Raw genomic sequence first — 13835 nt, 5'->3', positions numbered from 1 at the left:
AGTGCGTGTGGCTATAAAGCTACTCCATTTTATGAAATAAAAGATAATAATGGTAGTGTAAAAGAGATAAAAAAATTCCAATCTTTGGAGAGTGAAATATGAGTAAAATACTTTTTTTACTTTGTTTTGGCGTTAGTTTTTTATTAGCTAGTCAAACACATGAGTTAAATTTAGCTTTTAGTGCTTTGGGTATAGGCGTTTTAATAATTTTTATATTAGGCTATTATTTTATTGCAGCAGAAGAAAAATATCATATTAATAAAACCAAACCCGCTTTATTTATAGGAACTTTGTCTTTTGTTATCATAGGTATATATATGGTAATGAATGATTTAGATACGCAGATACTTGAAGAAAGTGTTAACCACCTTATTTTAGAAATTGCACAAATTGTCTTTTTCTTAATAGCCGCTATGACTTTTATAGAGGCTTTGATAGAAAGATCAGTTTTTGAAACTTTAAAATACAAACTTGTGAGCAAGGGTTATACTTATAGAAAGTTATTTTGGCTAACAGGAATTTTAGCTTTTTTTATCTCCCCAATTGCAGACAATCTTACAACTGCTTTGATTTTATCTACCGTGCTTTTAACCATAGATAAGCATAACAAAGAATTTTTAATCCCGGGTGCTATAAATATTGTAGTGGCGGCTAATGCAGGTGGAGCTTGGTCGCCTTTTGGTGATATTACTACTTTAATGGTTTGGACGGCAAAAAAAGCTACATTTTTTGAATTTTTTGCTCTTTTTCCTGCTTCTTTTATTGGTTGGTTGCTTACTGCTTATTTATTATCGCGTTATGTGCCTAATATTGAGCCAAATTTTCACAAAAATAATCTAGAAAAAATTGAGATTAAACCAGGTGGCAAAGTTTTTATTGTACTTGGTTTTTTAACTATTGCTTTAGCAGTATTTATTCATAGTATTTGCGATTTACCTGCGATGTGGGGTATGATATTTGGCCTTTCTTTGCTTAGCTTATATGTATATTTTTTTAATAGAAAGCAAAAAAAGAAAGACTTAAATATTTTTCATTATATGACGCGTATAGAGATGGATACTTTATTGTTTTTCTTTGGTATTTTATCTGCAGTTGGCGCCTTGCATTTTGTTGGTTGGCTTGCTTACGCTTCTGATCTTTATGCAAAATTTGGAGCTACTAGTATTAATATAGGCGTAGGATTTTTATCTGCTATTGTAGATAATGTTCCGGTTATGAGTGCGGTACTAAAAGCAAATCCAAGCATGGATGATACTCAATGGCTTTTAGTAACTCTTACAGCAGGAATAGGGGGGTCATTAATAAGTTTTGGTTCGGCTGCTGGAGTAGGAGTAATGGGTAAAATGAAAGGAATTTATACTTTTAATGCTCATTTAAAATATGCATGGACGATTTTGGTTGGTTATATAATATCTATTATAGTTTGGTATGTACAATTTCAATTGTTAAATTTATAAAGGAGTTAGATGAAAAAAGCAGATATTTTAGTTTTGGATTTTGGTTCACAATACACACAACTCATTGCTAGAAGATTAAGAGAGCAGGGTGTGTATGCAGAAATTTTACCTTTTAATGTGAGTTTAGATGAGATTAAGGCTAAAGAGCCTAAGGGTATTATTTTAAGTGGTGGACCAGCTAGTGTATATGCAAATGATGCTTATTTTTGTGATAAGGGTGTCTTTGATTTAAATATACCTGTTTTAGGGATATGCTATGGTATGCAACTTATGGCGCATCATTTTGGAGCAAATGTCGCTCCAGCAGGTCATAAAGAATATGGTAAAGCAACTATAGATATTCAAAATGATAGTGATTTGTTTAAAAACTTACCTAAAAAGCAAACAGTGTGGATGAGCCATTCTGATAAGGTTGAAAATTTACCACAAGGTTTTGAGGTTTTAGCAACTAGTGAAAATAGTCCATTTTGTGTGTTTGGAGATGAGAAGCGTAAATTTTTTGCTTTACAATTTCATCCTGAAGTGCAACACAGTGAATTTGGAAAAAGCATCTTGAAAAATTTTGCTAAGTATGCATGTAATTGTGATAGTGTATGGAATATGGGATCTTTTGCAAAAACTCAAGCACAAAAAATCAAAGAAGAAGTAGGAAATGATAAAGTACTTTGTGCAGTAAGTGGTGGAGTGGATAGTAGCGTAGTGGCTGCATTGTTAGCAAGTGCAATTAAAGATCAAGTAGTGGTTGTTTTTGTTGATAATGGTCTTTTAAGAAGCGGTGAAAAAGAACAAGTTGAGTATATGTTTAGACATACTTTGGGTATTGATCTAATTAGTATTGATGCTAGAGAAATTTTCTTAAGTCGTTTGGCAGGGGTGAGAGATCCTGAGCAAAAAAGAAAAATCATAGGAAATACTTTTATAGAAGTTTTTGAAGAAGAAGCTAAAAAACATAAAGATGTAAAATATCTAGCGCAAGGGACTTTGTATACTGATATTATTGAAAGTTCGGTCGTAGGAGCTAGTAAAACTATAAAATCTCATCACAATGTGGGTGGTTTACCTGAAAAGATGAATTTAAAACTCATCGAGCCTTTAAAGGAAATTTTTAAAGATGAGGTAAGAGCTTTGGGAATGGAGCTTGGCTTAAGTAAAGATGTGGTTTATCGTCACCCTTTCCCAGGGCCAGGTCTTGCTATACGTATAATGGGTGAGGTAAATGAGCCTAGTTTGGAGCTTTTAAGAAAAGCAGATGTTATTTTGATTGAAGAATTAAAAAGTAGTGGTTGGTATGATAAGACATGGCAAGCTTTTTGTGTGCTTTTAAACGTACAAAGTGTTGGTGTAATGGGAGATAATAGGACTTATGATAACGCAGTTTGTGTGCGTGTTGTTAATGCAAGTGATGGTATGACTGCGACTTTTTCTCATTTGCCTTATGAATTATTAGAAAATATTTCGCGCCGTATTATTAATGAAGTAGAAGGAATCAATCGCGTGGTGTATGATATTTCTAGTAAGCCACCAGCAACGATTGAATGGGAATGATTATTTAGTACAAAAATATACAAAAGCAGGGGGAAGATTTTGCCAAATGATAGGTGAAATTTCTACCTTGCTAAAAGTAGCAAAAAGTTTTTTCTTAAAAGCCCTTCCTTTTGGTGTTGGGAGTATATAAGCAAATGTTGCAAAACAACCGTTTTCCTCTAAAGCATCATGGATAGATTTTAATAATAAATCTTGCTCTTTGGAATTTAATAAAGCCCAAGGAATTCCTGAGATGATCAAATCAACGCTGTTGATCGCTCTTTTTTCTAGCATATTAGGCAAGAATTCTGCTGAGCTGATTTCTATATCTATATTTTTTATATTTTGCTTTAATTTTTTTGCCATGTGAGGGTTGATTTCAACGGCAAAAAAACTTGCATTATGATTTTTTTGCTTGAAAATATATTTTGTAAAACTTCCTGTGCCAGGTCCTATTTCAACGATATTTTTTGCATGTTTAACATGGGAAGTTATGAGTTTGCTTAATTTTTTAGAGCTTGCACAAAACGCTCCTGTTTGTTTTGGGTTTTTAAAATATTGATATAAAAACATAAATAAAATACCTAAAATATTTGTTTTGAAGAAATTCTAAAATATTATTGTAAATTTATAAAAACAAAGTTAAAATAAGAATTTAATTTTTCTTTAGATCAAGGATTTGGATATGCACGGAAAAATAATGGTTTATGTGGATGCTACTGGGAGAGGAACAGTAATTAATCTAGCAAAAACATTTTTTGAATTTAATAAACATGCATGGCATGATAAAAGAAGTATGCCAACGGTTGGTATGTTTGTTGAATTTAGATCCGATGGAAAGCATATTACTGATTTAAGACCTTCTAAATTCCAAGAATTTACAGATAATGATTTTATTAAAGAAAGAGATTTTTGGAAAACAGATAGTGATGATGAATTAGAAGATTTAAGATTAACAAGACGTGATGCTTATGTTCAAGAACTTTATAGAGAAACTGATTATGATAATCTTGATAAAATCACATTAAATTTAACCATTCCGCAAGCTATTCAAAGGTATTTTTATAATGAAACCTTGTCAATTAATGCAGTAAAAGATATTAACACAGATGAAGTGCCATATATTATAGATTTTTTTGCTATGAAACGTTTCTTATATAAGGCTTTAGATACTTTGTTGTTCTCAGATAATACCATCAATCAAGCTGATTTTTCTGCAATGAAAAATATCATAGTACACCTTGAAATGGCATATAAAGATATGAAAGATAAGCAAAAACATATTAATATGGAACGTTTGTATGATGAGGTATTTTTATCTCATCAATGTCATTATCAAGCTCTTTTGGCTTCAATTGATAATAGGAAAAATAGGAAATTAGCACTTGATCGTCAAATGAGTACTTTAATTACAGATATAAAATCAAAACAAGCAAGATTGGAATCTGAAAATGGTAAAAAACGCCAAGAATTTGAAGAGTTAATACAAAGTAAAAAACAAAAATTAATAGAAATTAAAAATGAAGCGGATTATTTTACAAAAAGTGTAGAAAAATTAGAGGCGATGAAAAAGTCTTTTTATGAAAAAAATCTTACTATTTTTAGTAATAGTTTTAATATGGCAAGAGAAAAACTTTTTGAAAAAATTAAGCAAGGCTTGAATATTTGTGCTACAAAACTAGATATAGAAATTTGGAAAAAATCTTTAAAGTCGACAAGTATAAAAAATTCTTATTTTAAAACAGCAAGTGAAATTTCTTTTTGTACTCTTTCTTTTGCTGAACTTTACTTAAATAGATTAAACAAACATGCACTAAACCCAAATGATCAGCTTTTATTTTCTTATGTTAAAAAAGTAAGAAAGGAATGCGAAAAGAGTTTTTTAGTAGTTACTTCTAATCCTGATTTATATGTTAGCATGAAGATTCAAATTTTTGCAATGAATCCTTATTATGTAGTTAAGCATGCGCCTAAAAAAGTAAATTATCAAGGATTAATGAAAAATACTGAATTTGATATAGTTTATGTAGATGAAAAGACTATATGGGCACCTGTTGCTGATGTTATCTTAGAAGGGAAATATTTCTTAAAAAAAGATTCTAAAACTAAATTTAAAATTTTATAAAAATCCTTTTTAAACCCTATTTTTAAGTTTTCTTAGTTATAATTATATTGCCTAAATGGTTCGATATGGTATTAAAGAGGATCCAACACATTAATTATAAGCTGTGATGTGTGATTTACCGTGTTCTGTGACTTCGTTTGAGTTTTGAAAAAAGCGAGAAGCTGCAGCCTTTAAAAATCACCTAATGGCATACTTTGACTTTTTGAGGGTCAGACACTTATACTCCGGCCATTTGGGTTTTTGCAACACTTTTAAGGAAAATAATGAAAATTTTAATATTAGGAAGCGGTGCAAGAGAGTATTCTATCGCTTTGGCTCTTCAAAAAACAAATGATAATTTAGAATTTTATTTTGCTCCAGGAAATGGTGCTACTGCTAAAATAGGAACTAATCTTAATATGAAAGATCCTAAGGTGATTACAGCTTATGCAAAAGCATCTGAAATTGATCTTTGTATAGTTGGGAGCGAAAATTTTTTAGCAGAGGGTATAGTAGATCTTTTTAAAGAAAACAATATTGCTATTTTTGGGCCTACTAAAGCTGCTGCTATGCTAGAGGCTTCAAAATCTTATATGAAGAGTTTTTTAAAAAAATATAAAATTAAAACAGCTAAATTTTTAAATACAACAGATTATGAAAAGGCTAAGAAATTTATTACATCCTTAACACCTCCTATTGTTGTGAAAGCAGATGGTTTGTGTGCAGGTAAAGGAGTAATTATAGCGCAAAGTCACGAAGAAGCTTTGGAAGTTACTAAAAATATGCTTAGTGGTGAAAGTTTTGGCGAAGCTGGAAAAATTGTTGTAATTGAAGAATATCTCGATGGTTTTGAATTAAGTGTATTTGCGGTTTGTGATGGAAATGATTTTGTATTATTACCTGTTGCGCAAGACCATAAAAGATTATTAGATAACGATAAAGGACCTAATACAGGTGGTATGGGGGCTTATGCTCCAAGTGCTTTAGCAAGTGAAATCTTATTAGGGCAAGTAAAAAAAGATATAATAACACCGACTCTTAAAGGCATGAAAGAAGAAGGTGCTGAATTTGTCGGTGTGTTATTTATAGGTTTGATGGTTGTAAATAATAAACCTTATGTTTTGGAATATAATGTGCGATTTGGCGATCCTGAGTGTGAAGTTTTGATGCCTTTGATAGAAAATCCTTTGGATTTATTTTTAGCATGTGTGAATAAAAATCTTGCCAATGCTCATATAAAAATTAAAAACGAATTTGCTGTGGGCGTAGTTTGTGCAAGTAAAAATTATCCTTACAAGGACTCACCAAAAGCCTTGATTGAGATAGACAATATCCCGCAAAATTCTCATATTTCTTATGCTGGTGTAAGTTTGGAAGATGATAAATTATACGCTAGTGGTGGTCGCGTATTGGTTTGTGTGGGAACTGGAAAAAGCATTGAAGAAGCTCAAAAAAACGCTTATTTACTTTGTGAAAATGTCCATTTTAAAGGAAAACAATATAGAAAAGATATTGCTTTTCAGGTTCTTAAATGAGTGCAAATCAAGAATTGTTTGATAAATTAGAAAAAGAAGAGCTAAAATTAGCAAGTTTTAAAAAAAGATTTTTAGCTTATATTGTTGATAGTTTTGTGATTTTAACTATTGTGAGTATTATTTTATTTGATAAGATTGACTCTATGCAAACTTATGATGAAATTCATAATCTTTTAATGCGTTTTGCTAGTGGAATTTTGATTTTGCAGTTTGCGTATCATAGCTTGTTTACTTATTTATATGGTGCAACTTTAGGAAAAATACTTTTGAAAATTATGGTGATTGATCAAGAATTACTAGATAAACCAAATTTTACCCAAAGTGCCTTAAGGGCAGGTATAAGACAAGTTAGTGATATGTTATATGGTTTAGGTTTTGCTTGGGCTTTGAGTAACATTGTTTTAAAAACTTGGCATGATTATGCAGCAAAAACAGTGGTGATAGATCTTGCGTAAAATATTACTTTCTTTGGCTTGCATAGGAAGTTTATATGCTTCTAAAGTAGATATTTATGCTTTAGATGTTGTAAAAAAAAATGATACTATAGAAGCAAAAAATAATGTAGTTGTAGTTTCTGATTTGTATTTAATAACCGCAAGCGAGGCTAAATTTAATGAAATAACTAAAGATTTAGAATTATTTGGTGATATAAATATCTTAAGAGGACAGAAAGAAAGAACTAATTCTACTTATACTAAAATTAATCTCAAAGATAATACAACAGCTTTTAAAAATTTATTTTTTTCAAATAATGATTTGGAAGTTTGGTTGCAGTGTCATCAAGCTAAAATTGATGATAAATTTATAATAAGTAAAAAGTCTGTTGTGTCTAGTTGTAATGTTGAAAATCCTGATTGGGAGATTCGTTTTGATGAAGGAAAACTAAACAAAGAAAGTAATTTTTTGCATCTTTATAATGCAAGATTATATGTTAAAAATACTCCTGTGATGTATTTGCCGTATTTTGGTTTTAGTGTGGATACCAAAAGAAAAAGTGGTTTGTTAATTCCTCAGGTAGTTTTAAAACAAAGCGAGGGATTATATTATAATCAACCAATCTATTATGTTATTGATGATAATGCAGATATACAATTTGAACCTCAAATTAGAACAAAAAGAGGTTATGGACTATATTCAACTTTAAGATTTATCGATAGTCCTTATTCTCAAGGCGAAATTAGTGGTGGTATTTTTGGAGAAAAATCAAGCTATAAAAGAGAAGAAAATTTAAAAAACAAAGAACACTATGGTTTAGAAATTAAATATTCAAGTGAAGCTCTGTTTAAAAGTCTTTTGAGTGATGAATTTCAAGAAGGTTTATGGGTTGATGCTACTTATTTAAATGATGTTGATTATATGAATTTGAGTTCTAGCGCAAAAACAGAAGCTTCTTTGGTCACTTCTAAAATAAATTATTTTTTATCAGATGATGATAATTATTACGGTGCTTATGCAAAGTATTATATAGATACTTCTAAAATTAGCAATAAAGATACTTTGCAAGAATATCCATCTTTTCAATATCATAGATATCTAAATGGTTTTTTTGATAATTATATACAGTATAGTCTAGATACTTCTTTTCATAGATATTATAGACATACTGGTATTTATGCTAAAATTTTAGATTTTGATTTACCATTAATTTATCATACAAGTTTTATGGATGATTTTTTAAATTTTACCTTTACCGAAAGGGTTTATGCTAATTTTGTGGATTATTCCAATACAGATATTAAAAACCAAGAGCACTTATTTCAAAATTCTCATAATTTTTCTTTATATACAGATCTTTCTAAGCCATATGAAAATTTTTATCATACTTTGTATTTAGGAGTTAATTATTTTCTACCTGGAGCCAAGTCTGGAGAAATAACAGAAGATTTTATAAATATTGATAACAATCCTGAACAATTTAATTTTTCAATGTTTCAGTATTTTTATAATACTTTAGGCAAAAAAAAATTATACCATAGTTTAAAATTAAAATATTTTACCAAAGAAGGTAGTTTTGGTGGTTTTGATAATATTGTAGAATATTTTTACAATGATTATATAAGCTTTAGAAATGAAGCAGAATATTCAGGAGTAGATAGTCGTTTTGATAAAGTTTTTAGTGAAGTATTATTTGATTATGATAAATGGAAATTTAGCCTAAATCATGCTTATAGAATTTATGAAAAGGAAAAATATAACTTTTTGGGAACTAAAGCCCAATATGATATAAACACTAATTATCAAATTTTTGGTGGATTATGGTTTGATTTAGATAAAAATCCTGATAAATGGGAGGTGGGTTATACTTATCAAAGAAAATGTTGGAATTATTCTTTGATGTATCGTAAAGATATTTCACCTAAGCTTACTAGCGGAGGGATTAGCGCCAAAGATCAAAGCGGTGTATATTTTATGTTTAATTTTTATCCATTGGGTGGAGTTTCTTATGATTTTTCTTTGGAAGAGAATGAAAGGTCTATATAATGTTTTTTGAAGATGAAAAAGATGCACTTGAGAGATTATATGATATATTGCCGTTGAATAAACTAAAAGATTATATTATCATCACACCTTCTTTAAAATCTATAGTTTTTGTTGATGCGCTGGCACAAAAATTAGAAATTCCATATGATTTTTTATTCACAGAGCAAATTAAAGCTCCTAATAATGATGAGTGTCAAATAGCTATGATTAGCGAGACAAAAGAGCTTGTTTACAATAAGGCTTTAGTTAAAGCTTTTGATATAAGCTTAGATTATATTTATGGTGAGGCAAACAGGACTTATGAAGAAAAAATTTTAAAAAATGTATATCGTTATAGAAAAGGAAATCTTTTAAAAGGTTTAAAAGGAAAAAATATTTTAATGCTGCATGAGGGCTGTGAAAGTGGGATTACTGCTTCTTCATGTATTAAAAGTTTGCTAAAAGAAGAAGTAAATAGCATTATTTATGCCACTGCTTTAATGCCAAGCGATGTGTATGATTATATTAGTGTTTTTGTAGATGAGGTTTATTGCGCGCAAAAAATTGATCATTTTGTGAATATTGAGTTCTATTTTAAAAATAAAACGATTTTGCAAGCCCATGAAATTTTAGATATTTTAGAAGAAAGTAAATATTATCTTCCTTTAAAAAAGTAAATTTATATCTAAACAATTTGTTGTTTAGATATAAATTTATAGGCAAAATAAAAACAGGCTTTTTAAGTTTTAATTTTTAAAATTTAAAAAGCTTATTTGGTTTTGTCTATGATAAAAATTTAAAGGAAAAATCATGCGACATGAAATAAATATCAATAATCATATTGAAATATTTGATACCGATAAGGTAGCAAAACAAGCCGCAGGTGCAGTTTTAATGCAAGAAAAAAATGCAGTAGTTTTAGCAACTGTAGCAAGAGAAGAAAAAATGGTAGAAGAGGATTTTTTACCTCTTACGGTGCAATATATAGAAAAAGCTTATGCAGCAGGTAAAATTCCAGGTGGCTATGTAAAAAGAGAAACTAAACCAGGTGATAATGAAACTTTAAGTGCAAGGATTATAGATAGAAGCTTAAGACCTCTTTTTCCAAAAGGCTATGCTTATCCAACCCAAATTGTAGTTATGGTTCTTTCTGCTGATCCTGAAGTAGATTTACAAGTAATGAGCTTAAATGCTGCAAGTGTTGCTTTATATTTAAGTGATATTCCTATTAAAGCGCCAGTTTGTGGTGTAAGAATAGGTCGTATAAATAATGAATTTGTTTTAAATCCAAGCAACAGTGAGCTAAAAAATAGCACCCTAGATCTTTATGTAGCAGGTGTGAAAGATGAGCTTTTAATGATAGAAATGAGAGCTTTGGCAAATAATCAAAACAATAAACATTGTATGAATGAGTTAAGTGAAGATGATACTTTAAAAGCTTTAGATTTTGCAGGTAATGCAATTTTACGTGGCTCCAATGAATATGAAAAAACATTTGCTGCTTATAGAAAAAATTCCAAACTTGAGTTTAAAATAGAGCTAGATAATGCTCAAATTATTGATTATATAAAAAATACTTATATAACAAAACTTAAAATTGCTATTAATCAAATGGCAAAAAGTGAAAGAGCGAGTGAAATTTTGCAAATTGCAAAAGAAATTGAAAGCGAAGCAATAGCTATCGAAAATGAATGGAAATTTGAAGATATTGAAAAAGCTTTGCATGTATGTAAAAGAGAACTTATTAGAAGTCAAATTATTAATGAAAATAAACGAGCAGATGGTAGAGGTTTGAAAGATGTTAGGAAAATAGACATAGAAACAAATATTTTACCAAACGCTCATGGATCTTGTCTTTTTACTAGAGGACAAACCCAAGCTTTAGTTGTTGCAACTTTAGGAAATGATAATGATGCTCAAATGTCAGATTTGCTAACAGAAAAAAATCCAATTTGTGAAAAATTTATGGTTAATTATAATTTTCCAGGTTTTTCTGTAGGTGAAGCTAGCCCTATAAAAGCTCCTGGTAGAAGAGAACTGGGGCATGGAAATTTAGCAAAACGAGCTTTACATCCTAGCGTAGATATAGATTATGCTCATACCATTCGTTTGGTATCTGAAATTTTAGAAAGCAATGGTTCTAGTTCTATGGCCACTGTTTGTGGTGGTGCTTTGGCTTTAAGAGCTGCAGGAATAAAAAGTGAAAAACTAGTAGCAGGTGTGGCAATGGGGCTTGTTTTTGAAGATGAAAAATATGCTATTTTAACAGATATTATGGGGCTTGAAGATCACGATGGAGATATGGATTTTAAAGTGGCAGGAAGTTATGAAGGAATCACCGCTTTGCAGATGGATATAAAACTTGGTGGTATAGAGCAACAGGTTTTAAAAGAAGCTTTATATCAAGCAAAAGAAGCTAGAGAACATATTTTAAAACTAATGGAAGAAGCTGATAGAAACATCATTGTTAATGAAGCTATTTTGCCAAAGATTGAGATCTTTAATGTAGATCCAAACAAAATCCCTGATATCATAGGTCAAGGTGGTAAAACTATAAAAGAAATCATCGAAAAATTTGAAGTTAATATTGACTTAGATAGAGATAAAGGTGAAGTTAAAATAGCAGGAGTTAATCATGATTTGATTTCTCAAAGCAAAGAATATATATTAAATTTGCTCCATTCCAAAGGCTCTAATAAAAAACGCGATAGAAAAGAAATGCCTAAATTTGATATCGGAGAAGAATTTATAGGAAAAGTTCAAAAAGTTGTAGAATTTGGAGTTTTTGTAGAACTTAAAGATGGAGTGGATGGTTTATTGCATAATTCTAAGATTAAAGAAAAGTTAGAAGTAGGCAATGAAATTAAAGTTAAGGTTGCGGAAATTAAAAACGGAAAAGTCTCTTTAGATTTAGCCTAAATTTTGAGCATATTAAAAATATGCTCAAAATTTTGTATTATATCTTGACAAAAGAATATTCTTTTGGCATAATTTCATTTTTTGATTGTCTCGTTAGCTCAGCCGGTAGAGCATCTCCCTTTTAAGGAGGGGGCCGTTGGTTCGAATCCAACACGGGACACCACTAAAAATCTTTAATGGTCGCTTAGCTCAGTTGGTAGAGCGCCACCCTTACAAGGTGGATGTCATAAGTTCGAGTCTTATAGTGACCACCATTCTTTTATTGTTTTAGGTGCGGCGGTAGTTCAGCTGGTTAGAATATCGGCCTGTCACGCCGGAGGTCGCGGGTTCGAGCCCCGTCCGCCGCGCCATTGTCTCGTTAGCTCAGCCGGTAGAGCATCTCCCTTTTAAGGAGGGGGCCGTTGGTTCGAATCCAACACGGGACACCACTAAAAATCTTTAATGGTCGCTTAGCTCAGTTGGTAGAGCGCCACCCTTACAAGGTGGATGTCATAAGTTCGAGTCTTATAGTGACCACCATTCTTTTATTGTTTTAGGTGCGGCGGTAGTTCAGCTGGTTAGAATATCGGCCTGTCACGCCGGAGGTCGCGGGTTCGAGCCCCGTCCGCCGCGCCATTGTCTCGTTAGCTCAGCCGGTAGAGCATCTCCCTTTTAAGGAGGGGGCCGTTGGTTCGAATCCAACACGGGACACCACTTATTGACCCTTTCGTCTAGTGGCTCAGGACGTCACTCTCTCTGTGTGATAACAGAGGTTCAAATCCTCTAGGGGTCGCCATAAAATTAAATTAGCATTTGTATTTTTAATATATTTTATTACTTTTCTAAAAGAAGAATTAAAAATTATTATAATATTTTTTATTTTATTGTATAATGAAATTGTATCTTAAATTTAAAGGAGAAATAATGGATAATTCATTATCAGGATATACTAAAAAATACGACAATGAAGGATATGGCTTGCAATATCCTGATGGACATGTTATAAGATTTTATGAGAGAATCTTAAAATACAAATTAAATAAAACAAATGGAAATTTACTTGATTTTGGTTGTGGGAATGGAGTGCATTCTAAGTATTTTCAAGATGTAACAGGGGGGGGTATTAAGACTTATGGTATAGATATTGTTTCTAGTTTAAAAAATACCTGGAAAAAAGATTCTAGGATAAATGAAAATAATTTTCACGTAATTGCACCTAACTCTAGCTTTAAAAATTTATTTGATGTAAAAATGGATTTTATTTTTGCAAATCAAAGTTTATATTATCTACCAAACAAAGACTTTCAAAAAACTATTGAAGAATTTTATGATTTATGCAATGATGGTGCAATAATTTTCGCGACAATGATTAGCTCTAAAGCTTATCAGGAATTTGTTGCAGGAGATGTTAAAGATAATAGTTTAGTAGAAGTAAAATCGAGTCCAAGATTAAATGGCGAATCTACTTATATAAATTTTACAAATACGATTGAAGAACTAAAAGAAAAATTTAAACCTTTCAAGCCATTGTTTTGGGGAGATTATGAGCTGATAAATTTATATAATTTTGAAGGAAGTATACAACACTTCATTTACATAGGGCAAAAATAATTTTTACACTAAAGGTTTTAACAAGCCTTTAGTTTACTTTTCTTGCTATTATAACTACCGCATACTATCAACCAATATCCCAATCCTTTTTTGCTAAACTCTAATACTTATATTATATATCTATCCCCTTCAACTTTTCAATATCAAACCTATATATTACATATCATAATACAACCTCTATCTTTCTTTCTCTATTCTTTCTCTATTCTTCCACTGTCAAACATTCATCCCCGTCTCTCTCTTTTT

General features: G+C 30.7%; 10 protein-coding genes and 8 tRNA genes. 17 read left to right on the top strand and 1 reads right to left on the bottom strand.

Annotation, left to right across the window (positions count from 1 at the left end; translation table 11 throughout):
* The first annotated feature begins 98 nt into the window (after positions 1-98).
* Both nhaD and guaA read left to right on the top strand, forming a co-directional pair.
* Positions 99-1457 carry a sodium:proton antiporter NhaD gene (nhaD, locus tag L8X40_RS06320; RefSeq protein ID WP_214100446.1) on the top strand — a complete coding sequence of 453 codons (1359 nt, stop codon included), beginning with the start codon at positions 99-101 and terminating at the stop codon, positions 1455-1457.
* Between the two features lie 9 nt (positions 1458-1466).
* Positions 1467-3002, top strand: a complete 1536-nt coding sequence (gene guaA / locus L8X40_RS06315) for a glutamine-hydrolyzing GMP synthase (protein ID WP_039641066.1) — start codon at positions 1467-1469, stop codon at positions 3000-3002.
* On the opposite strand, the gene L8X40_RS06310 is transcribed toward guaA, so the two are convergent.
* The gene (locus L8X40_RS06310) at positions 3003-3554 is read right to left on the bottom strand and encodes a class I SAM-dependent methyltransferase (RefSeq protein WP_214136333.1); all 552 of its coding nucleotides are present in this window, start codon (positions 3552-3554) and stop codon (positions 3003-3005) included.
* A gap of 112 nt (positions 3555-3666) precedes the next feature.
* On the opposite strand from L8X40_RS06310, the gene L8X40_RS06305 reads away from it, so the two are divergent.
* The 15 genes from L8X40_RS06305 to L8X40_RS06235 all read left to right on the top strand — a co-directional run bounded on the left by L8X40_RS06305 (position 3667) and on the right by L8X40_RS06235 (position 13589).
* Positions 3667-5106, top strand: a complete 1440-nt coding sequence (locus tag L8X40_RS06305) for a hypothetical protein (RefSeq protein WP_214100445.1) — start codon at positions 3667-3669, stop codon at positions 5104-5106.
* Positions 5107-5369: 263 nt separating this feature from the next.
* The gene (purD, locus tag L8X40_RS06300; RefSeq protein ID WP_263667547.1) at positions 5370-6620 is read left to right on the top strand and encodes a phosphoribosylamine--glycine ligase; all 1251 of its coding nucleotides are present in this window, start codon (positions 5370-5372) and stop codon (positions 6618-6620) included.
* The gene (locus L8X40_RS06295; RefSeq protein ID WP_087700065.1) at positions 6617-7075 is read left to right on the top strand and encodes an RDD family protein; all 459 of its coding nucleotides are present in this window, start codon (positions 6617-6619) and stop codon (positions 7073-7075) included. The genes purD and L8X40_RS06295 overlap by 4 nt, the downstream gene beginning before the upstream one ends.
* Positions 7065-9101, top strand: coding sequence for an LPS-assembly protein LptD (locus L8X40_RS06290; protein ID WP_263667560.1), 2037 nt, complete (start codon positions 7065-7067; stop codon positions 9099-9101). Before L8X40_RS06295 ends, L8X40_RS06290 begins: the two co-directional genes overlap by 11 nt.
* Positions 9101-9757, top strand: coding sequence for a phosphoribosyltransferase (locus L8X40_RS06285; RefSeq protein ID WP_214100441.1), 657 nt, complete (start codon positions 9101-9103; stop codon positions 9755-9757). The genes L8X40_RS06290 and L8X40_RS06285 overlap by 1 nt, the downstream gene beginning before the upstream one ends.
* A gap of 133 nt (positions 9758-9890) precedes the next feature.
* The gene (locus L8X40_RS06280; RefSeq protein WP_263667546.1) at positions 9891-11999 is read left to right on the top strand and encodes a polyribonucleotide nucleotidyltransferase; all 2109 of its coding nucleotides are present in this window, start codon (positions 9891-9893) and stop codon (positions 11997-11999) included.
* A gap of 87 nt (positions 12000-12086) precedes the next feature.
* Positions 12087-12162: transfer RNA gene (locus L8X40_RS06275), tRNA-Lys, on the top strand.
* 15 nt (positions 12163-12177) lie between these two features.
* A tRNA-Val gene (locus L8X40_RS06270) sits at positions 12178-12253 on the top strand.
* A 19-nt stretch (positions 12254-12272) separates the two neighbouring features.
* Positions 12273-12349, top strand: a tRNA-Asp gene (locus L8X40_RS06265).
* A gap of 2 nt (positions 12350-12351) precedes the next feature.
* Positions 12352-12427 (top strand) — tRNA-Lys (locus L8X40_RS06260).
* A 15-nt stretch (positions 12428-12442) separates the two neighbouring features.
* Positions 12443-12518, top strand: a tRNA-Val gene (locus L8X40_RS06255).
* A 19-nt stretch (positions 12519-12537) separates the two neighbouring features.
* Positions 12538-12614 (top strand) — tRNA-Asp (locus L8X40_RS06250).
* A gap of 2 nt (positions 12615-12616) precedes the next feature.
* Positions 12617-12692, top strand: a tRNA-Lys gene (locus tag L8X40_RS06245).
* Positions 12693-12698: 6 nt separating this feature from the next.
* A tRNA-Glu gene (locus L8X40_RS06240) sits at positions 12699-12774 on the top strand.
* Positions 12775-12902: 128 nt separating this feature from the next.
* Entirely contained in the window at positions 12903-13589 is a 687-nt protein-coding gene (locus L8X40_RS06235; protein ID WP_263667545.1) for a class I SAM-dependent methyltransferase, read from the top strand.
* Positions 13590-13835 lie beyond the last annotated feature (246 nt).

Source organism: Campylobacter sp. CNRCH_2013_0855, from assembly GCF_025773025.1.
GTDB classification, from domain to species: domain Bacteria; phylum Campylobacterota; class Campylobacteria; order Campylobacterales; family Campylobacteraceae; genus Campylobacter_D; species Campylobacter_D jejuni_C.
This window is presented reverse-complemented; position numbering and strand designations above follow the sequence as displayed.

What these genes read in the sequence shown, in the direction of transcription:
- L8X40_RS06310 (WP_214136333.1), bottom strand. Translation starts at nt 3,554, where the DNA reads ATGTTTTTATATCAATATTTTAAAAACCCAAAACAAACAGGAGCGTTT.
- L8X40_RS06285 (WP_214100441.1), top strand. Translation starts at nt 9,101, where the DNA reads ATGTTTTTTGAAGATGAAAAAGATGCACTTGAGAGATTATATGATATA.
- L8X40_RS06295 (WP_087700065.1), top strand. Translation starts at nt 6,617, where the DNA reads ATGAGTGCAAATCAAGAATTGTTTGATAAATTAGAAAAAGAAGAGCTA.
- L8X40_RS06280 (WP_263667546.1), top strand. Translation starts at nt 9,891, where the DNA reads ATGCGACATGAAATAAATATCAATAATCATATTGAAATATTTGATACC.
- L8X40_RS06305 (WP_214100445.1), top strand. Translation starts at nt 3,667, where the DNA reads ATGCACGGAAAAATAATGGTTTATGTGGATGCTACTGGGAGAGGAACA.
- purD (WP_263667547.1), top strand. Translation starts at nt 5,370, where the DNA reads ATGAAAATTTTAATATTAGGAAGCGGTGCAAGAGAGTATTCTATCGCT.
- guaA (WP_039641066.1), top strand. Translation starts at nt 1,467, where the DNA reads ATGAAAAAAGCAGATATTTTAGTTTTGGATTTTGGTTCACAATACACA.
- nhaD (WP_214100446.1), top strand. Translation starts at nt 99, where the DNA reads ATGAGTAAAATACTTTTTTTACTTTGTTTTGGCGTTAGTTTTTTATTA.
- L8X40_RS06235 (WP_263667545.1), top strand. Translation starts at nt 12,903, where the DNA reads ATGGATAATTCATTATCAGGATATACTAAAAAATACGACAATGAAGGA.